Genomic DNA, 17,966 nt, shown 5'->3' with positions numbered 1-17,966 from the left:
TCAGTACCGTCCCATGATGGTGGACAGGCTCAGCAGGCGCACTTCGTTGCCATCGACCGTGGACTCGACCATCGCGTCGATGCGCCGGAAGTTGGGGTTGGGCGTCGGCTGCACCGCCACGCGCAATTGCATCGTGCGGCCGGCCTGGCTGCATTCGCTGGTGCTCTCGCCCACACCCGGCAGCTGCCGCAGCAGCCGCAGCCGGATCAGCTCGTTTTCCGCGCACAGCTGGGCCAGCCACTGGTCGCTCTGCCTGGCGGCATTGCGGGTGAGGGCCGAGGTGGCTTGCGTGCCAGCGGCCAGCGCCACCGCCACGACGGCCAGCGCCACCAGGATCTCGATCAGCGTGAACCCACGCCCGCGGCGGTTCATGGCGTGGCGGCGGGCACGACCGCGAAAGGCCCGAGACCATCGGTGCCCAGCACCAGACGCCGCTCGCCTTGCGCGAGTTCGATCTGCTGGGCCGCGATCAGCGGCTCGGGGCCGAGCAGCAGTTCGCTGGCGCCGGGCGGCTGGACCACCCGCGCGCGCGTCTGCCCGTTGAGCCAGGTGCGGGGGTGTGCCAGCGAGTCGCGGGCGTCGGCGCTGGTGGTGATTCCCTGGAACTCGAAGCCCTGCGCATTGCTGCGCCAGCGCACCGGCACGCCACTGGTGCGCGACTGCGCACGGGCCGACTCGAACATGGCGGCCAGGCGGACCGCTTCATCGTCCAGGGCGGTGGCGTTGGTGTCGCGCAGCGAAAGACTCACGCCCGCGGTGGCCAGTGCCACGATCGCCACCACGATCAGCAGTTCCAGCAGGGTGAAACCGCGCGATCCGGGTTTCACTGCCAGCTGCCGATGTCCGCGTCCTTGCCTTCGCCACCCGGTTGACCGTCTGCCCCCAGCGACAGCACGTCGATCTCGCCATGCAGGCCGGGACTCACATACTGGTATGGGCGGTTCCAGGGGTCGGCCGGCAGCTTCTCGAGGTAGGGACGCCAGTTCGGGGGCACGGGCGCGGCCGTGGGTTTGGCGACCAGCGCGGTCAGGCCCTGCGCGCCGCTGGGGTAACGCTGGTTGTCCAGGCGGTAGAGCTTGAGCGCCTGCATCAGGTTGTTGACGTCGGTGCGTGCGGCAGTGACGCGCGCATCGTCTGCGCGGTCGAGCACGTTGGGCACGATCAGCGCCGCCAGCACGCCGATGATCACCAGCACCACCATCAGTTCGATCAGCGTGAAGCCGCGTTGCAGGCGGCGCACCGTGGCAGAGAACGGGGTGGAGGACCTTGCCGAGGGGACGGAAACAGAATTCAAGACAGACTCCCGGAATCGCAGTTGGCAGACCATGTCGGCGCTGCCGGAGGCGGCCACCGGAGCCTGTCTCGCAGGGCCGGTCGCCGTGGTGCTTGGATCATAATGCGCCCATGCTTAAACGCACCTTCTCTTTGAGCCTGTTTCGCCCATCGGGAGGAGCCCTTGCCGCCTCTGGCGGAGGCCGTCTGGCACCGGCGGTGACGGCGGGTCTGCTGTGGCTGCTGGCGGCGCTGGTCACGGCGTACTGGGTGCTGCAGGTCTGGGGCCAGGCGCCGCTGGTTCCGGTGGCGGCGATGGCAGGCAATCCGCTGCAGGCCGATGTCGGTGCTGTCGCTCGCGCCCTGGGTGCACAGCCCGAAGCACCGGTCAATGCGCCTGTGGCGCCCCCTGTTTCCTCTCGTTTCAAGCTGATGGGCCTGGTCGGGCAGCCTGGTCAGCGCGGTGCGGCGTTGATCGGTGTGGACGCACAACCGCCGCGGCCGGTGACCGTGGGCGCCGTGGTCGATGGCGATGTGCGCCTGCTGTCGGTGGGCCAGCGCATGGTGCGCTTGGGTGCCCGTTCGGACGATCCGGCGGCGTTTGAACTGAACCTCCCCGAACACAAGGAATGACCGGCCGGAGGTTGCCGGCGCGGCTGTGTGAGGATTTGTTTCCTCAGCGTTCGATCAGGCGCTGAGCCGCCAGCAGCAGCGGCCAGGCCAGCAGTGCACCCACGCCCTGGCCGGTGCGCAGGTTCATGTCCAGCAGCGGCGAGGCCTGCATGTGGATCAGCAGCAGGCGGTGTCCGGGTTCTGCCGAGCGCTGGGCAAACACGAGGTAATCGGCCACGGCAGGCACCAGCGCCCTGGCCACCAGGGCCGCCGCACCCGCCACGAATCCGTCGAGCAGCACCACGCGCCGTTCGCTGGCTGCCTGCAGGATCGCACCACAGAGCATCGCGATCTCGAAGCCACCCATGGCGGCCAGCACATCCAGCGGTTTGGTGGCCTTGCGGTGGCGGCTGGCGGCGGCAAAGAGGCGTTCGAGCTTGCGCTGCGCCCCGACCTCGTCCTCCGCCTGATCCTTGCCACAGGCGTCGGCCAGTGGCACGCCGCACAGTCGAGACAGCAGCTGCGCGGCGGAGGCATTGCCCGCCACGCCAATGTTGCTCAGTGCGACGACATTGCCAGGCAAATGCCGCGCCACGTCCATGCCGGCCTCGATCGCCGCACGGGCCTGCGCGACCGACATCGCCTGGGTGATCACCATGTTGCGCGTGCCGTAGCCGATCTTGCGCAGCAGCAGCGGCACCGATGCTTCGGTGTCCGGCGGCAGCTGGATGTGCGACCCGACCCCTGCGTCCACCAGCGTGACGGCAAAGCCGTGCAGGTCGGCGAGCGCGTTCACATGGCTTTTTCCGGTCAGCAGCGCCAGTGCCCGCTGCCTGGTGGTTTCCTGCGGGAAGGTCGACACCCCCTCGTCGGCGATGCCGTGGTCGGCGGCGAACACCACCAGCTGTGGCGCCTCGAAGCGGATGTTCTGCAGACCTTGGTCGGTGTGCTGGATGGCGGCCAGCTGCCTGACCAGGGCCTCCACATGCCCGAAGGCCTGTTCGGACTCGGTCGGTCCGTTGAGGTGGTGCTGGACCATCAGGTCCAGCTGGAGGTGGGGGGTGGGGTGCACCTCGGGCCATGAAGGTCTGGCGGCCGCCACTTCGTTGTCGATGGGTGGTTCCGTGAGCGGGGCAGGCCGGGAGTTCATGGCGGAGGTTCAGCTTTTGAGGAACAGGCGGTACACCGGATTGTGTGTTTCCTCGACGTAGGGATAGCCCAGGGTGTCGAGGAACTTGGCAAAGGCCTTGTCGTCTTTGGGAGGCACCTGCAGACCCACCAGGATGCGGCCGTAGTCGGCGCCCTGGTTGCGGTAGTGGAACAGGCTGATGTTCCAGCCCGGTCGCATCAGGTTGAGGAACTTCAGCAGCGCCCCCGGCCGCTCGGGGAACACGAAGCGCAGCAGGCGCTCGTCGTGGGCCAGCGGCGAGTGTCCGCCGACCATGTGGCGGATGTGTTCCTTGGCCAGGTCGTCGTGGGTCAGGTCCAGCGACTCGAAGCCCCGCTTGCGGAAATTCCCCGCGATCTTGGTCGACTCGCCAGGGCCCTGCGTGGTCATGCCGACGAACACGTGGGCGGTCTTGTCGTCGCTGATCCGGTAGTTGAACTCGGTGATGTTGCGCGGGCCACCCGGCAGGCTGTCGAACGACTCCAGGAAACGCTTGAAGCTGCCACGCTCTTCGGGAATGGTGACGGCGAACAGGGCTTCGCGCTCTTCACCCACCTCGGCGCGTTCGGCGACAAAGCGCAGGCGGTCGAAGTTCATGTTGGCGCCGCACAGGATGGCTGCGTAGGTCTCTCCCTTGGTCTTGTGCCTGGCCACGTACTGCTTCATGGCGGCCACCGCCATCGCGCCCGAGGGCTCGACGATGCTGCGGGTGTCGACAAAGATGTCCTTGATCGCGGCGCAGACCGCATCGGTGTCGACCACGACGAACTCGTCGACCAGGCCACTGGCGATCCGGAAGGTTTCTTCGCCCACCAGCTTGACCGCGGTGCCGTCGGCGAACAGGCCGACGTCGTTCAGGGTGACGCGCTCTCCGGCATCGACCGAGCGCAGCATGGCGTCCGAATCGACGGTTTGCACGCCGACGACCTTGATCTCGGGGCGCACTGCCTTGATGTAGTTGGCCACGCCGGAAATCAGGCCGCCGCCGCCGATGGCCACGAACACCGCATCCAGCTTGTCCGAGCCGATGCTCTGCAACTGGCGCAGGATCTCCATGGCGATCGTGCCCTGGCCGGCGATCACGTCCGGGTCGTCAAACGGGTGGACGAAGGTCAGGCCCTCTTTCTTCTGCAGGCGAAGTGCGTGGGTGTAGGCGTCCGAGTAGCTGTCGCCGACCAGCACGACCTCGCCGCCGAACGAGCGGACCGCGTCGACCTTGACCTGGGGGGTGGTGGTCGGCATGACGATCACCGCGCGCGTGCCGAGCCGCTTGGCGCCGAGGGCAACGCCCTGCGCGTGGTTGCCCGCCGAGGCGCAGATCACACCCTTCTTCAGTTGGGCCGGAGACAGGTGCGCCATCTTGTTGTAGGCGCCGCGCAGCTTGAAGCTGAACACCGGTTGCTGGTCTTCGCGCTTGAGCAACACCTGGTTGTGCAGCCGGCGGCTGAGATTGCGCGCCGGCTCCAGGGCGGATTCGACCGCCACGTCGTAGACACGTGCGGTCAGGATCTTCTTGAGGTAGTCCGAGGGGCTGAGGGGGGGCGTTGCCGGAGGACTGGTGCGGGGCTTGGAGGGGCGTGAGGTCATGGGTATTCCTGAGTCAACCATGATAGCGAGCCCGAAACGGCGAAAAAAAACCCGGACTGGCTGAGCCGGTCCGGGTTTGAATCCACCCGTGGAGGGCAGAGGAGACAACCTTCAATACAATGCCTGCAGTATACCGGGAGCATGTTGCGATGCAACATCCTTGTGGCTCATTTTGCTACTTTTTAGTGAGCTGCCTCTCGAAGCCCGTCAACTAAATCACACACGAATCAGATGGAATGCACGGTGACATGGACCGGTGGGTCCGGGACGCGATCAAACATGGGTTTTGTGGCCGAAACGGGCAGTGGCCATGTGCTCGCCATGGATGGGGCACCCGACGCGGCCAAGCCGGAAAACGGCGGCGCCAACCTGGCACCGCGTCCGATGGAGACCGTGTTGGCCGGGACCGGGGGATGCACAGCCTATGACGTCGTGCTGATTCTCAAGCGTGGCCGGCACGATGTGCGGGGTTGCAGCGTCAGGCTGACGTCCGAGCGGGCCGAAACCGATCCCAAGGTGTTCACCAAGATCCACATGCAATTCACCGTGACCGGCAAAGGCATTCCGCCTGCGGCCGTGGAGCGGGCCATTGCCATGAGCCACGAAAAATACTGTTCCGCCAGCATCATGCTGGGCAAAACAGCGGAAATCACCACCGGGTTTGATCTGGTGGAAGTCTGATCGCGGAACGCCGCTCAGATGCGGTGAGCCACCGTGGTCATGACGCGCGCCGCCGCGCGCATCACCATCTTTACCGGGCCAGGCAACTCCACGGCACCAGCGCGCTGGGCGTCACGGGCATGCCGGGCTTCATCGGCTTTCATTTGCGCCACGATGGCTTTTGACGTCTGATCGCCGGCGGGCAAGCGTTCCATGTGGGAAGCCAGATGCGCTTCCACCTGGCGTTCGGTTTCGACCACGAAGCCGAGGCTGACTCCCGGCCCAAATCGCCCTGCCACCAGTCCGATGCCGAAAGCCCCGGCGTACCAGAGCGGATTGAGCAACGACGGGCGCGAGCCCAGTTCGTCCAGGCGTTCCCGTGTCCAGGCAAGGTGATCCGTTTCTTCCCGTCCGGCGTCTTCGAGTTGCTTCGCGAGGAATTCACGCCCCGGAGTGTTGCCTTGCCGGGCGGCAAGCGCTTGTGCGGTGTACAGAGCCTGCGCGCAAACCTCACCGACGTGATTGACGCGCATGAGGGCGCCTGAAATCTTGCGTTCATCCCCATTTAGCGCATCGGCATTCGATTCGGGCAGGGTGTTGCAGGAGCGGGTTGCCCGGGGCTGTGCAAACAGGGTGCGCAATGCCGAATCGGCGGCAATCAGAAGGCTGTCCATGGTCGATTTTTTTGCAGGGGTGATCTGCTGATATTGATGCGGAATTTTGATGCATCTCCGCTTATTTGTTGGCGTACTAACGTTCTAGGTATTTCTACTAGTAGGGTGAATTCCTGTTGTCCCAGCACGACAAAACAGAGTGAAAGCTTTGCGTGCCCGGGAGCCTTCTGGTGCAATCGTGTCACTTCCAGTAACGGAGGTTGGCTCAGCGGCGAAGACTGCTGAGCCCATTTATTAACCTTGGAGATTCCTTCAATGAAAAAGACCCTGATTGCTCTGGCCGCAGTGGCTGCTACCGGCGCTGCTTTCGCACAGTCCTCCGTGACGATTTACGGCAAGGTGAACGTCAGTCTGGAAAAGTCCAGCCTTGGCGGAAAGTCCAACATTGCTTCGTTGGATGATATTCACGGCAGCCGTTTGGGTTTTCGCGGTGCTGAAGATCTGGGCGGTGGTCTGCAAGCCAAGTTCCAAATTGAGCATCGCTTCCGCCCCGACACTGGCGCAGATGCCACGTTCAACCCTGGTGGTACCAATGCCACGACCGGCGTCGTGACACCGGCTTCCTCCACCATGTGGAACGGTATGTCGACCGTTGGTCTTGCTGGTTCCTTTGGTGAAGTTCGTCTGGGTCGCTACTACAGCGCCAACTTCCTGGGCGCAGCCAACGTACCCGATCCCTTCGGTGGTGATGGTGCTGGTGCCCTGCGCGGCGTCGGTATGTACGCCAACCGGCTTGCAGCTTTCCCTGTGATTCGCACTGCCAACATCATCCACTACAGCGGTAGTTTCAGTGGTGTCAAAGTGGCGCTTTCCACCAGCGTGAAAGAAAGTGATTCCAAGGCACACACCAGCTTTGCCGTCGGATACGCCAACGGTCCGCTGGATGTGGGTGTGGGTACCGACAGGGCGTCCATCGGTAATTTGGTTAATGCCTACGTCACCTATGACCTGGGTGTGGCCAAGCTGGCGTTTGGCATGGGTAATACCAAGTCCACAGCAGGTCTGAAGTCTGAGGGCCTGCTTCTTGGCGCAACGATCCCTGCCGGTCCTGGCAAGGTGCTAGTTGGCTTGGCTCGTGCTAAGAACAAGAACTCGGGCGTGGTGACCAACTCCAAGCTGGGCTTGGGTTACCTCTACCCTCTGAGCAAGCGCACCACTCTGGAGGCCTCCTACGGTCGTGATTCCAAGGCGGTTAGTAGTGCCACGGGTAAGAAGGAGTCTGGTTTCGACTTGACCCTGCAACACAACTTCTGATCTTCTTCCGGTGTCCGTTACCGGTTGATGTCAAAGCTAAAAAAGCCTGCCTTGGAAACAAGGCAGGCTTTTTTTCTTACAGCGTGTGATGTGTTGGACTGGTCATGTGGTCAAAAACCCACAGGATGGGAATTTTTAAGGGTTTTCCCCCGAGGCCTGGAACGCAACGCGCTACCATGACATGTCAGTTGTTCAACCGGGCTCTGGGAGCCCAGCATTTAAGGACTTGCAATGAAAAAATCTCTGATTGCTCTGGCCGTTCTGAGCTCTGTGGCTGGTTTCGCTCAAGCTCAATCTTCCGTCAGTGTGTACGGCGTCGTGGATGCTGTGCTGCACAAGGACAAGGGCGTTCCGGCGGCTCTGACCTCTGGTGGCGTGAGCGGCAGCCGTCTGGGCTTCAAGGGCTCGGAAGATCTGGGCGGTGGTCTGAAGGCCAACTTCCTGCTGGAACACGGTTTCAACGTCGACACCGGCACCCAGCGCACCGCGGGTTCCTCGTTCGACCGTCAAGCCTATGTCGGTCTGTCCGGCGGCTTCGGCGAATTCAAGCTGGGCAAGATCTGGTCTGCCTATGACGACATCTCTGGCGCTACCAGCCCGGTCTTTGATTCGGTTCTGTCGCCTGTCAACAGCGTATGGGCCAGCACCGGCTACGTTGGTAACCCCTCCAACGGTATCTACTACGCAACCCCCACCTTCGGTGGCGTGAGCGGTGCCCTGAGCACGAACCTGAAGGAAGGCACGGGCAACCAGTCGACCGCCTTCAACGTTCAGTACAACGGCGGCCCCGTGTACGCTGGTGTTGCTTACCAAAAGGACACCACCACCAAGGGCGACACCAAGTTCACCCGCGTGAACGGTTCTTATGACCTGGGCGCTGTCAAGCTGCTGGCCGGCTACGGCAACGTCAAGGCCGGTAGCGTGAAGACCACCGACCTGTCCTTCGGCGCTGACGTGCCGCTGGGTTCCAACGTGGTTCTGTCCGCTGGTTACGCTTCCTCCAAGGCTGACGGCGCTGAGCGTCTGTCTGGTCTGGGCGTGGGCGTTGCTTACCTGCTGTCCAAGCGCACCACCGTGTACGGCGGTTTCCTGGACACCAAGAACACCGGTCCTGACACCCGTTATGGCTTCGGTCTGAAGCACACTTTCTGATGACCGCGGCTTCGGCCGCTTGAGTCAGAACGTTAAAAAGCCACTTGGCATTGCGCCAAGTGGCTTTTTTTATTGGGTGTTTCCGTTATTGCTTGGGGGCCGGTGTGGCGATGGCCTTGACCGGCTTGTCCGTGGCCGGTTTGGTGGTCGTCGCTGCCACGGCCTTGAAGCTTTCGCCGTTCACGGTGAGGCCTTCTGCCGACAGTTTGGCGGCGCGCTTTTCGCCGATGCCGGGCATGCGCGCAATCAGGTCCGGCCAGTCCTTGAATTTGCCGCTCTTGCGGACTTCCAGCAGCTTCGAAGACGTCCCTGGGCCGATGCCCTTGACGCTGTCCAGATCGGCGGAGCCGGCGGTATTGACATCCACGGCCGCAAAGGCGGTCGCTGCACAGAGGGTCATCAAAAGGGCGAGCAGGCGTTTCAGCATGGGTATTTCCTCCTTGGGTTCGTTTGAAAGGCGGTCCTCGGTTGGAGGCCACCATGGTCACCGGGACGGTGCCACGGGCAAAAATGTAGCGATTTACCGGTGGTGAGGCTTCCCCTGCAGAAGGGATGTCCGGTGCGGGCTGGCGGTAGACTACGCAGCACAGAAACAAAATGTCACCGCCCGATCCCTCACTGTGGAGTGAGCTGTCCGACGCGGTTTTCAGTCACAAGGTCGTCGTGTTCAAGATTCTGGTTGCGGGAGCGGTGTGCGTTGCGATGGTGGGGTGCGCGGGGCTGACAGGCAACGAGGAGTTGTCTTCGGCCCGCGAGCCTCGCGCCGAGGTCGCAGACATGCAGGGTGCGGCATGGAACGCGGCGGTGACCGACCTGCTGCACACGCCTTCTGGTGGCGAGCCGTGGATGCCGTTCCGGTTGCCCGGCAAGCGCTTTGCCGGGTTCGAGATTGACCGCAAGAAAGACAGGGCGGCGCTGTCGGTGCAATCCGACAAATCGGTCAGCATTCTGCGGCGCCAGTTCGCGCACGGCGGCCCGCAAGTCGGACAGATCGACTTCTCATGGATGGTCGAGGCGTTGCCCGAGGGGGCCAATCTGCACGAGGCCGAGAACGAGGATGCGCCCGTGCGCATCCTGCTGGCCTTTGATGGCGACCGCAGCAAGCTGTCGGCGCGCACCCACCGTCTCTCCGAGATGAGCCGCCTGCTCACTGGCGAGGAGTTGCCGTATGCGACGCTCATGTATGTCTGGAGCAACCACGATGCGCCGGACACGGTGGTCATCAATCCGCGCACCGACCGGATCCGCAAGGTGGTGGTCGAAAGCGGTGATGCGCAGGTCGGGAAATGGCGCGACTACCGGCGCGATGTCCGCTCGGACTTCATCCGCGCGTTTGGTGAGGAGCCCGGACCTCTGCGGGCCGTGGCCTTGATGACGGACACGGACAATACCCGCTCACGCCTGCGCGCCTGGTACGGACCAATGACACTGGGCTCGCGTTAGCCGGTGGCCTTGTGATAGGGTTGTCACGCATCAACAAGGTCTGCAATCCCCGGCAGAGTTCCTGATCGCATGACGTGTACGACCCAGCTTCCTCGACGCCGGCACCGCTGGCCGCTTGCAGCTTCTCCTGAGGTGGTGGCGCAGCAATGACCGCCTTCATCCTCCGACGGCTGGTGCAGGCTGTGCTGGTGATGGTCAGCGTGGCTCTGATCGCCTTCATGCTGTTCCAGTTCGTCGGCGATCCGGTCGTGTTCCTGCTTGGTCAGGACGCCACCCCGGAGCAGATCCGCCAGTTGCGCTCCGATCTTGGCCTGGACCAGCCCTTCGTGGTGCAGTTCTGGCACTTTCTCGTCAACGCGGTCCAGGGCGAATTCGGCATCAGTCTGCGCCAGGGGGCCAAGGTGTCCCGCCTGATCGCGGAGCGCCTGCCGGCCACGCTGGAGCTGGCCTTTGTCGCGGCGACGCTGGCGCTGGCGCTTGGTGTGCCGATGGGGGTGTACGCCGCCTTGCGGCGCGGCAGTTTCCTCAGCCAGCTGTTCATGACCGTCTCGTTGCTGGGTGTGTCCTTGCCGGTGTTTCTCATCGGCATCCTGCTGATCCTGGTGTTCGCGGTGAATCTGGGCTGGTTCCCGAGTTTTGGCCGCGGAGACGTGGTGTCGCTGGGCTGGTGGAGTTCGGGGCTGCTGACGGCCAAGGGCTGGCACCACATCGTGCTGCCGGCACTGACTTTGGCGATCTTCCAGCTCACGCTGATCATGCGGCTGGTGCGGGCGGAGATGCTGGAGGTGCTGCGCACCGACTACATCAAGTTCGCGCGGGCGCGTGGCCTGACCGACCGCGCCGTGCATTTCGGTCACGCGCTCAAGAACACCCTGGTGCCGGTCATGACCATCACCGGACTGCAGCTTGGCGGCCTGATCGCGTTTGCCATCATCACCGAGACGGTGTTCCAGTGGCCTGGCATGGGCCTGCTGTTCATCCAGGCCGTGACCTTCGCCGACATCCCGGTGATGGCGGCCTACCTGTGCCTGATCGCGCTGATCTTTGTCGTCATCAACCTGGTGGTCGACCTGCTGTACTTTGCGGTCGATCCCCGTTTGCGCGTCGAGCGAGCCGGAGCCCATTGATGCCACACACCGCCCGCATCCGCGCCCAGGGACGAGCCTTTGCGCACATCGCCGCCTACCACCCCGAACTGACCGCGCTGCGGCGCGACCTGCATGCGCATCCCGAGATCGGCTTCGAGGAACACTACACCGCCAAACGGGTGATCGAATCGCTCAAGGTCTGCGGTGTCGACGAGATCCACACCGGCATCGGCAAGACCGGCGTGGTGGCGGTGATCCATGGCCGACAACGCACCAGCGGCCACCTGATCGGCCTGCGCGCCGACATGGACGCGCTGCCGATGACCGAGCACAACGATTTCGCGTGGAAGTCGACCAAGCAGGGAATGATGCACGGCTGCGGTCACGACGGCCACACGGCGATGCTGGTCGGCGCGGCGCGTTACCTGGCCGAGACGCGGCGGTTCGACGGCACGGCGGTGCTGATCTTCCAGCCGGGCGAAGAAGGCTTCGCGGGCGCCAAGGCCATGATCGAGGACGGTCTGTTCGAGCGCTTCCCGGTGCAGTCGGTCTACGGCATGCACAACTGGCCGCAGATGCGGCCGGGCACGGTGGGCGTCAATCCCGGGCCCATGATGGCGGCGGCCGATCGCATCACGATCGAGATCACCGGCAAGGGCGGTCATGGGGCGCATCCGTACCTGACGGTCGACCCGGTGCTGGTGTCGGCGCACATCATCACGGCGGTGCAGAGCATCGTCTCGCGCAATGTGCGGGCGGTCGACAGCGCGGTGATCAGCCTGTGCGCGATGCAGGCTGGTGATCTCGGCGCCTTCAGTGTGGTGCCCGGTTCGGCGACGCTGGTCGGCACGGTGCGCACCTTTAGCCCGGAGATCCAGGCGCTGGTCGAGCGTCGGCTCAACGAAGTGTGTTCGGGCGTGGCCATGGGCCTGGGCGCGACGGCGCATGTCAAATACGAACGCATCTATCCGGCGACCATCAACAGCCCCGAGGAGGGACGGTTCGCCGCCCAGGTGGCGCAGTCACTGGTGGGCGAGGAGCACGTCGACACCGAGATGGACCCGAGCATGGGCGCGGAAGATTTTTCGTTCATGCTGCAGGTCAAGCCCGGCGCCTACCTGCGGCTGGGGCAGGGGGGCGAAGGCAGCTGCTTCCTGCACAACAGCCGCTACGATTTCAACGACGAGGTGCTGCCCCTGGGGGCGGCGCTGCACGCGGGTCTGATCGAGCAGGGCATGCCCCTGCCGACCGAAGAACATTGATTCCTTTGACAACTTCCAGGAGAGAGAGCCATGAATTTCAAGATGTCCCTGATCACTTCGCTGGTGCTGGCGGCGGCCGCTGGTGCGGCCTCGGCGCAGACGGTGCGCATCGGCAATCAGGGCGACGCGCTCTCGATGGACCCGCACTCGCTCAACGAGTCGCTGCAGCTGAGCGTGCTGGGCAACGTCTATGAGCCCCTGGTCAACCGAGACAAGGACCTCAAGCTGGTGCCGGCGCTGGCCACGTCCTGGAAGCAGACATCGCCGACCGTGTGGCGCTTCGAGCTGCGCAAGGGCGTGAAATTCCACGACGGCAAACCGTTCACCGCCGACGACGTGGTGTTCAGCCTGGCGCGCGGCGCGGGCGATGGCTCGGACATGCGCTCCTACACCAACGACTTCAAGGAAGTGCGCAAGATCAACGACTTCACGGTCGAGATCGAGACCAAGGCGCCGTTCCCGATCCTGCCCGATCAGCTCTCGTTCTTCTACATCATGAGCAAGGCCTGGTGCGAAGAGAACCAGGCGACCAAGCCGGTGGACCGCCGCAAGGGCATCGAGAACGCCGCGTCGTTCCGCGCCAACGGCACCGGCCCGTTCCGCCTGCGCGAGCGCCAGCCCAACGTCAAGACCTCCTTCGTGCGCAACGGCAGCTACTGGGGCAAGATCGAAGGCAACGTGGTCAATGTGGAGTACACGCCGATCGGCAACGACGCCACCCGCGCCGCGGCCCTGCTGTCGGGCCAGGTGGACGTGATCGAGCCGGTGCCGCTGCAGGACGTGGCGCGCATCAATGCCAGCGGCAAGGCCAAGGTGCTGCAAGGCCCCGAGCTGCGCTGGATCTTCCTGGGCATGGACCAGAAGCGCGACGAGCTGCTGTATTCGAGCGTGAAGGGCAAGAACCCGTTCAAGGACAAGCGGGTTCGCCAGGCCTTCTACCAGGCCATCGACATCAACGGCATCCAGAAGAACGTGATGCGTGGGGCCTCCACACCGGCGGCCCAGCTGATCGGCCCGGGTGTGAACGGCTACGACGCCAGCATGGGCGGCCGCCTGCCCTACGACCCCGAGGCCGCCAAGAAGCTGCTGACCGAGGCCGGCTATCCGAACGGCTTCGAGGTCAGCATGAACTGCCCGAACGACCGCTACGTGAACGACAGCAACATCTGCCAGGCGGTCGCGGCCAACCTGGCCAAGATCGGCGTGAAGATCAACCTACAGGTCGAGACCAAGGGCACCTACTTCCCCAAGATCCTCAAGCGCGACACCAGCTTGTACCTGCTGGGCTGGTCGCCCAGCACCTACGACGCGCACAACGTGCTCAACGCCATCATGCGCTGCGTCGACGACAAGGGCTCGGGCCAGTTCAACCTGGGCGCCTACTGCAATCCCAAGGTGGACGAGCTGACGTTGAAGGTGCAGTCGGAGACCGACAAGGCCAAGCGCGACGCCATGATCAAGGAAGCCTTCAAGCTGCACGCCGACGACATCGGCCACCTGCCGCTGCACCAGCAGGCGCTCGCCTGGGGTGTCGGCGACAACGTGCAGCTGACACAGCGCGCCGACAACCAGATGCCCTTCCGCTACATGAGCGTGAAGTAACCCCCCTGCGCCGCTGCGCGGCTCCCCCCCAGGGGGACGCCGTGCAGCGGCCCGGCGAAGCCGGTTCCGCGCCGGCCCTGGACAGGCTCCCCCTCCGCTTCCCTGACATTTGAGATCGAAAGTCCTGCGTTGATTGCTTTTGCTCGCCGCTGGCTCGACAGCGATGTCGGCCACAGCTTCCGCACCTCGCCGATGGCGATGGTGGCGGCGCTGATTGCGCTCGTGTGCGTGGGGTGTGCGCTGTTCGCGCCCTGGGTGGCGCCGCACGATCCGTTCGACCTGGCGACGCTGGAGCTGTCCAACGCGCGGCTGCCGCCGGCGTGGATGGAGGGCGGCAACCCCGGCTTCCTGCTCGGCACCGAAGACCAGGGGCGCGACATCCTCTCGGCCGTGATGTACGGGGCGCGGATCTCGCTGGCGGTGAGTGTGAGCTCGGTGCTGCTGTCGGTGGCGATCGGGGTGTTCTTCGGCTTGCTGGCGGGTTTCCTGGGTGGCTGGGTGGATGCGTTCCTGATGCGGCTGTGCGACGTGATGCTGTCGTTCCCGCCGATCCTGGTCGCTCTGCTGATCGCGGGCGTCGGCCGTGCGCTGTTCCCGCAGGCGCAGGACTCGCTGGCGTTTGGCGTGCTGGTGCTGTCGATCACGCTGACCGGCTGGGTGCAGTACGCGCGCACGGTGCGTGGATCGACCCTGGTCGAGCGCCGCAAGGAGTATGTGCAGGCCGCGCAGGTGATCGGCGTGCCGCCGCTGCGCATCATGCGGCGCCATGTGCTGCCCAATGTGCTGGGGCCGGTGCTGGTGCTGGCCACGATCCACGTGGCCACCGCGATCATCACCGAGGCCACGCTGTCCTTCCTCGGTGTCGGCGCACCGGTCACTTCCCCGTCGCTGGGCACGCTGATCCGCGTCGGCAACGACTACCTGTTTTCCGGCGAGTGGTGGATCACCGTGTTCCCCGGCGCGATGCTGGTGCTGATCTCGCTGTCGGTCAACCTGCTGGGCGACTGGCTGCGCGACGCGCTCAACCCGAGGTTGAGATGAGCCTGCTGCAAGTCAACAGCCTGGTTGTCGAGTTTCCGCACCGCCGCGGTACGCTGCGGGCGCTGGACGGTGTGTCGTTCGAGATCGCGCCGGGCGAGATCCTGGGCGTGGTCGGCGAGTCGGGCGCCGGCAAGTCGCTCACCGGCGCGGCCATCATCGGCCTGCTCGAACCGCCGGGGCGCATCGCCAGCGGCGAGATCCTGCTGGAAGGACGGCGCATCGACCACCTGCCGGCCAGCGAGCTGCGCAAGGTGCGCGGCCGCCAGATCGGCGCGATTTTCCAGGACCCGCTGACCTCGCTGAATCCGCTCTACACCGTGGGCCGGCAACTGGTCGAGACCATCACCACGCATCTGCCGGTGGGCCAGGCCGAGGCGCGCCGGCGTGCGATCCAGTTGCTCAAGGACACCGGCATTCCCGCGGCCGAGCAGCGCATCGACCACTATCCGCACCAGTTCTCCGGCGGCATGCGCCAGCGGGTCGTGATCGCCCTGGCGCTGGCGGCCGAGCCGCGCCTGATCGTGGCGGACGAGCCGACCACGGCGCTGGACGTGTCGATCCAGGCGCAGATCATCACCCTGCTCAAGACGCTGTGCCGCGAGCGCGGCGCGGCCGTCATGCTGATCACGCACGACATGGGCGTGATCGCCGAGACCTGCGACCGGGTGGCGGTCATGTACGCGGGGCGCATCGCCGAGATCGGCCCGGTGCACGACGTGATCCACCGGCCGGCGCATCCTTACACCGCGGGCCTGATGGGCTGCATTCCTGACATCACCGAAGACCGCGAACACCTGCACCAGATCGATGGCGCCATGCCGCGGCTCGACGCCATTCCCTCCGGCTGCGCCTACCACCCGCGCTGCGAGCGCGCCTTCGAGCGCTGCCTGGCGCAGCGGCCCGAGCTGCTGGCGGCGGATGCGACGCGCGTGGCCTGCTGGCTGCACGACGGATCGAACGGGAGGGTGTCGCCGTGAGCGAGACAGAGCGCACGGCACCGGACGCGCCGCTGGTGCGCGCCACCGATCTGGCCAAGACCTTCGACGTCTCGGCGCCCTGGCTCAACCGCGTGCTGGAGCGCAAGCCGCGCCAGCTGCTGCGGGCGGTCGACGGCGTGAGCTTCGAGATCCAGCGCGGGCAGACCCTGGCGCTGGTCGGCGAATCGGGCTGCGGCAAGAGCACGGTGGCCCGTCTGCTGGTGGGCCTGTACGCGCCGACGCGCGGCGGCTTCGAGTTCGACGGGCAGGACGCGCACGCGGCCTTCAAGACGCCGCAGGGCCGGCAGCTGCGGCGGCGCATCCAGATGATCTTCCAGGACCCGTACGCGAGCCTGAACCCGCGCTGGCGGGTGCAGGACATCGTGGGCGAACCGCTGATCGAACACGGGCTGCTGTCGGGCGCCAGTGAGCTGCGCGAACGCGTCGGCGAGCTGCTGCAGTCGGTCGGCCTGTCGCCGCTGGACGCGCTCAAGTACCCGCACCAGTTCTCCGGCGGACAGCGCCAGCGCATCTCGATCGCGCGCGCGCTCGCCACACAGCCCGAGTTCCTGGTCTGCGACGAACCGACCTCGGCGCTGGACGTGAGCGTGCAGGCCCAGGTGCTCAACATCATGAAGGACCTGCAGCGCCGGCAGGGGCTGACCTACCTGTTCATCAGCCACAACCTCGCGGTGGTGCGGCACGTGAGCGATCAGGTGGGGGTCATGTACCTGGGGCGGCTGGTGGAGCTGGCGGACAAGCGCACGCTGTTCGACAGCCCGCGCCACCCGTACACGCGCATGTTGCTGGACGCGATCCCGAAGATCCACGAGACCGGCCGGGCGCGCACGCCGGTGCAGGGCGAGGTGCCCAATCCGCTGGACCCACCGGCCGGGTGCGCCTTCAATCCGCGCTGCCCGCATGTGAACGAGCGGTGCCGCGCCGAGCGGCCGGTGCTGCAGACGATTGGCGGCGTGCGCATCGCCTGTCACGCGGTGGAAGAGGGCCGAATCTGATCGGAGGCGGGTGGGCGTTGGCGCGGACGAGGGGCGCTCCCCTCCGCGAATGTCCCCCGGCCCGCTGCGCGGGCCTCCTCCTTTATTTCGCTGCGGGGAGCGCCCATCGTCCTCGGGTGTCGTCGACGCGCCGGACTTCAATCCAGGATGCCGTGGCATCGGCTCCGCCGAGCCACAGGCATCGTCCCCCTTTGGGGGAAGACGCGAAGCGGCGCAGGGGGCCGCAGAAGCTGTGCGCATCGCGCACGCTTATGCGTACCGTTTGCTCCGCAGGTTGTTCTTCATTTCCTTGAGCAGCGGCTGCAGCTTGTTGCCGCCGATGCGCAGCGCCAGGCAGGTGGCGACCACGTCGATCACCATCAGGTGCATCAGGCGCGAGGTCATGGGGCTGTAGCGGTCGTAGCCCTCGGGGTGGTCCGCGGCCAGGTGGATGTGGCCGGCGGTGGCCAGAGGCGAGCCGCTGGCGGTGACCACGATCACGGTCGCGCCGTGTTTGCGCGCGATGTCGGCGGCGTCCATCAGATCGCGCGTGCGGCCCGAGTTGGACACGATCACCACGCAGTCGCCCGGGCCCAGCAGCGAGGCACTCATCACCTGCATGTGGCCGTCGCTGTAGGCGATGGCGTTGATGCCCAGGCGGAAGAACTTGTGCTGCGCGTCCTGCGCCACGATGCCCGAGTTGCCGGCGCCGTAGAACTCGATGCGGCCCTTGTTCTTGTAGGTCGCCAGCAGGGCGTCGACCGCCTTTTCGATCGAGTGGGTCGAGGCGTCGTTGCGGTATTTCAGGAAGGCCGCCACGGTGTTGTCGATCACCTTGACCAGCACGTCGCTGACCTTGTCGTCCACGTCCACGCTGCGGTGGATGAAGGGCACGCCTTCGCTCACCGTGCCGGCCAGCTTGAGCTTGAAGTCCGACAGCCCGTCGTAACCCATGCTGCGGCAGAAGCGCACCACGGTCGGCTTGCTCACGTGGGCGCGGTCGGCCAGCTCGGAGACCGGCAGGCTGGCGAAGCTGCGGGGGTCCAGCAGCACGAGTTTGCCCACGCGCTGTTCGGCGGGTGCCAGGGAAGGCATGGAGGCTTTGATGCGGTCGAGCATGGTGGTGCGCCGGGGAGAGTTACCAACGGGTTTCGGATTGGTTACCGAACGGTTGTGAAA

General features: G+C 65.2%; 19 protein-coding genes. 11 read left to right on the top strand and 8 right to left on the bottom strand.

What is annotated here, in order from left to right; genetic code table 11:
* Genes gspI through gspG form a run of 3 tightly spaced genes read right to left on the bottom strand, consistent with a single transcriptional unit; the run spans position 1 to position 1,327 of the window.
* Positions 1 to 372 (bottom strand): type II secretion system minor pseudopilin GspI, encoded by a 372-nt coding sequence (gspI, locus tag ACS5NL_RS11835; protein WP_439353990.1) that lies wholly within the window; start codon positions 370 to 372, stop codon positions 1 to 3.
* Positions 369 to 827 carry a prepilin-type N-terminal cleavage/methylation domain-containing protein gene (locus ACS5NL_RS11830; protein ID WP_439353989.1) on the bottom strand — a complete coding sequence of 153 codons (459 nt, stop codon included), beginning with the start codon at positions 825 to 827 and terminating at the stop codon, positions 369 to 371. Before ACS5NL_RS11830 ends, gspI begins: the two co-directional genes overlap by 4 nt.
* Positions 824 to 1,327, bottom strand: coding sequence for a type II secretion system major pseudopilin GspG (gene gspG / locus ACS5NL_RS11825; protein WP_439354208.1), 504 nt, complete (start codon positions 1,325 to 1,327; stop codon positions 824 to 826). Before gspG ends, ACS5NL_RS11830 begins: the two co-directional genes overlap by 4 nt.
* A 77-nt stretch (positions 1,328 to 1,404) precedes the next feature.
* On the opposite strand from gspG, the gene ACS5NL_RS11820 reads away from it, so the two are divergent.
* Positions 1,405 to 1,905 carry a type II secretion system protein N gene (locus ACS5NL_RS11820; protein WP_439353988.1) on the top strand — a complete coding sequence of 167 codons (501 nt, stop codon included), beginning with the start codon at positions 1,405 to 1,407 and terminating at the stop codon, positions 1,903 to 1,905.
* Positions 1,906 to 1,948: 43 nt separating this feature from the next.
* Here ACS5NL_RS11820 and ACS5NL_RS11815 read toward each other — a convergent pair whose 3' ends face one another.
* The gene (locus tag ACS5NL_RS11815) at positions 1,949 to 3,034 is read right to left on the bottom strand and encodes a nicotinate-nucleotide--dimethylbenzimidazole phosphoribosyltransferase (protein WP_439353987.1); all 1,086 of its coding nucleotides are present in this window, start codon (positions 3,032 to 3,034) and stop codon (positions 1,949 to 1,951) included.
* A 9-nt stretch (positions 3,035 to 3,043) separates the two neighbouring features.
* Positions 3,044 to 4,639, bottom strand: a complete 1,596-nt coding sequence (gene ilvA / locus ACS5NL_RS11810; RefSeq protein WP_439353986.1) for a threonine ammonia-lyase, biosynthetic — start codon at positions 4,637 to 4,639, stop codon at positions 3,044 to 3,046.
* Positions 4,640 to 4,870: 231 nt separating this feature from the next.
* Between ilvA and ACS5NL_RS11805 the strand changes: the two genes are divergently transcribed.
* Positions 4,871 to 5,320 (top strand): OsmC family protein, encoded by a 450-nt coding sequence (locus ACS5NL_RS11805; protein WP_439353985.1) that lies wholly within the window; start codon positions 4,871 to 4,873, stop codon positions 5,318 to 5,320.
* A gap of 14 nt (positions 5,321 to 5,334) precedes the next feature.
* Here ACS5NL_RS11805 and coq7 read toward each other — a convergent pair whose 3' ends face one another.
* On the bottom strand, positions 5,335 to 5,973 hold the full coding sequence (gene coq7 / locus ACS5NL_RS11800; RefSeq protein ID WP_439353984.1) for a 2-polyprenyl-3-methyl-6-methoxy-1,4-benzoquinone monooxygenase: 639 nt from the start codon (positions 5,971 to 5,973) through the stop codon (positions 5,335 to 5,337).
* Between the two features lie 255 nt (positions 5,974 to 6,228).
* Here coq7 and ACS5NL_RS11795 point away from each other — a divergent pair, with 255 nt between their 5' ends.
* Together ACS5NL_RS11795 and ACS5NL_RS11790 are read left to right on the top strand one after the other, a co-directional pair.
* Positions 6,229 to 7,227 (top strand): porin, encoded by a 999-nt coding sequence (locus ACS5NL_RS11795; protein ID WP_439353983.1) that lies wholly within the window; start codon positions 6,229 to 6,231, stop codon positions 7,225 to 7,227.
* A 231-nt stretch (positions 7,228 to 7,458) separates the two neighbouring features.
* Entirely contained in the window at positions 7,459 to 8,379 is a 921-nt protein-coding gene (locus ACS5NL_RS11790; RefSeq protein WP_439353982.1) for a porin, read from the top strand.
* An 85-nt stretch (positions 8,380 to 8,464) separates the two neighbouring features.
* Here ACS5NL_RS11790 and ACS5NL_RS11785 read toward each other — a convergent pair whose 3' ends face one another.
* Positions 8,465 to 8,806 (bottom strand): ComEA family DNA-binding protein, encoded by a 342-nt coding sequence (locus ACS5NL_RS11785; RefSeq protein WP_439353981.1) that lies wholly within the window; start codon positions 8,804 to 8,806, stop codon positions 8,465 to 8,467.
* A gap of 170 nt (positions 8,807 to 8,976) precedes the next feature.
* Here ACS5NL_RS11785 and ACS5NL_RS11780 point away from each other — a divergent pair, with 170 nt between their 5' ends.
* The 7 genes from ACS5NL_RS11780 (at position 8,977) to ACS5NL_RS11750 (ending at position 16,808) form a co-directional block, all read left to right on the top strand.
* On the top strand, positions 8,977 to 9,822 hold the full coding sequence (locus ACS5NL_RS11780) for a DUF3047 domain-containing protein (RefSeq protein WP_439353980.1): 846 nt from the start codon (positions 8,977 to 8,979) through the stop codon (positions 9,820 to 9,822).
* A gap of 146 nt (positions 9,823 to 9,968) precedes the next feature.
* Positions 9,969 to 10,949 (top strand): ABC transporter permease, encoded by a 981-nt coding sequence (locus ACS5NL_RS11775; RefSeq protein ID WP_439353979.1) that lies wholly within the window; start codon positions 9,969 to 9,971, stop codon positions 10,947 to 10,949.
* Positions 10,949 to 12,172: a M20 aminoacylase family protein gene (locus ACS5NL_RS11770; RefSeq protein WP_439353978.1), complete on the top strand. Its 1,224-nt coding sequence runs from the start codon at positions 10,949 to 10,951 to the stop codon at positions 12,170 to 12,172. The genes ACS5NL_RS11775 and ACS5NL_RS11770 overlap by 1 nt, the downstream gene beginning before the upstream one ends.
* Positions 12,173 to 12,202: 30 nt before the next feature.
* Positions 12,203 to 13,774, top strand: coding sequence for an ABC transporter substrate-binding protein (locus tag ACS5NL_RS11765; protein ID WP_439353977.1), 1,572 nt, complete (start codon positions 12,203 to 12,205; stop codon positions 13,772 to 13,774).
* A 129-nt stretch (positions 13,775 to 13,903) separates the two neighbouring features.
* Positions 13,904 to 14,815: an ABC transporter permease gene (locus ACS5NL_RS11760; RefSeq protein WP_439353976.1), complete on the top strand. Its 912-nt coding sequence runs from the start codon at positions 13,904 to 13,906 to the stop codon at positions 14,813 to 14,815.
* Positions 14,812 to 15,792, top strand: a complete 981-nt coding sequence (locus ACS5NL_RS11755) for an ABC transporter ATP-binding protein (protein ID WP_439353975.1) — start codon at positions 14,812 to 14,814, stop codon at positions 15,790 to 15,792. Before ACS5NL_RS11760 ends, ACS5NL_RS11755 begins: the two co-directional genes overlap by 4 nt.
* Complete coding sequence (locus tag ACS5NL_RS11750) at positions 15,789 to 16,808, top strand: ABC transporter ATP-binding protein (RefSeq protein WP_439353974.1); 1,020 nt, start codon at positions 15,789 to 15,791, stop codon at positions 16,806 to 16,808. The genes ACS5NL_RS11755 and ACS5NL_RS11750 overlap by 4 nt, the downstream gene beginning before the upstream one ends.
* Positions 16,809 to 17,057: 249 nt before the next feature.
* Here the strand turns inward: ACS5NL_RS11750 and ACS5NL_RS11745 are convergent, their stop codons facing one another.
* Positions 17,058 to 17,906 carry a MurR/RpiR family transcriptional regulator gene (locus tag ACS5NL_RS11745; protein WP_439353973.1) on the bottom strand — a complete coding sequence of 283 codons (849 nt, stop codon included), beginning with the start codon at positions 17,904 to 17,906 and terminating at the stop codon, positions 17,058 to 17,060.
* Positions 17,907 to 17,966: the final 60 nt, after the last annotated feature.

Origin of the sequence: Hydrogenophaga sedimenti (genome assembly GCF_051857515.1) — a bacterium.
In the GTDB taxonomy this organism is placed as follows: Bacteria; Pseudomonadota; Gammaproteobacteria; order Burkholderiales; family Burkholderiaceae_C; genus Hydrogenophaga.
The sequence above is the reverse complement of the archived record's forward strand: the minus strand, read 5'-3'. Positions and strand labels throughout refer to the sequence as shown.

Coding starts and splice junctions, on each gene's coding strand:
- gspI (WP_439353990.1), bottom strand. CDS start 372: ATGAACCGCCGCGGGCGTGGGTTCACGCTGATCGAGATCCTGGTGGCG.
- gspG (WP_439354208.1), bottom strand. CDS start 1,327: ATGGTCTGCCAACTGCGATTCCGGGAGTCTGTCTTGAATTCTGTTTCC.
- ACS5NL_RS11820 (WP_439353988.1), top strand. CDS start 1,405: ATGCTTAAACGCACCTTCTCTTTGAGCCTGTTTCGCCCATCGGGAGGA.
- ACS5NL_RS11815 (WP_439353987.1), bottom strand. CDS start 3,034: ATGAACTCCCGGCCTGCCCCGCTCACGGAACCACCCATCGACAACGAA.
- ilvA (WP_439353986.1), bottom strand. CDS start 4,639: ATGACCTCACGCCCCTCCAAGCCCCGCACCAGTCCTCCGGCAACGCCC.
- ACS5NL_RS11805 (WP_439353985.1), top strand. CDS start 4,871: ATGGAATGCACGGTGACATGGACCGGTGGGTCCGGGACGCGATCAAAC.
- coq7 (WP_439353984.1), bottom strand. CDS start 5,973: ATGGACAGCCTTCTGATTGCCGCCGATTCGGCATTGCGCACCCTGTTT.
- ACS5NL_RS11795 (WP_439353983.1), top strand. CDS start 6,229: ATGAAAAAGACCCTGATTGCTCTGGCCGCAGTGGCTGCTACCGGCGCT.
- ACS5NL_RS11790 (WP_439353982.1), top strand. CDS start 7,459: ATGAAAAAATCTCTGATTGCTCTGGCCGTTCTGAGCTCTGTGGCTGGT.
- ACS5NL_RS11785 (WP_439353981.1), bottom strand. CDS start 8,806: ATGCTGAAACGCCTGCTCGCCCTTTTGATGACCCTCTGTGCAGCGACC.
- ACS5NL_RS11780 (WP_439353980.1), top strand. CDS start 8,977: ATGTCACCGCCCGATCCCTCACTGTGGAGTGAGCTGTCCGACGCGGTT.
- ACS5NL_RS11775 (WP_439353979.1), top strand. CDS start 9,969: ATGACCGCCTTCATCCTCCGACGGCTGGTGCAGGCTGTGCTGGTGATG.
- ACS5NL_RS11770 (WP_439353978.1), top strand. CDS start 10,949: ATGCCACACACCGCCCGCATCCGCGCCCAGGGACGAGCCTTTGCGCAC.
- ACS5NL_RS11765 (WP_439353977.1), top strand. CDS start 12,203: ATGAATTTCAAGATGTCCCTGATCACTTCGCTGGTGCTGGCGGCGGCC.
- ACS5NL_RS11755 (WP_439353975.1), top strand. CDS start 14,812: ATGAGCCTGCTGCAAGTCAACAGCCTGGTTGTCGAGTTTCCGCACCGC.
- ACS5NL_RS11745 (WP_439353973.1), bottom strand. CDS start 17,906: ATGCTCGACCGCATCAAAGCCTCCATGCCTTCCCTGGCACCCGCCGAA.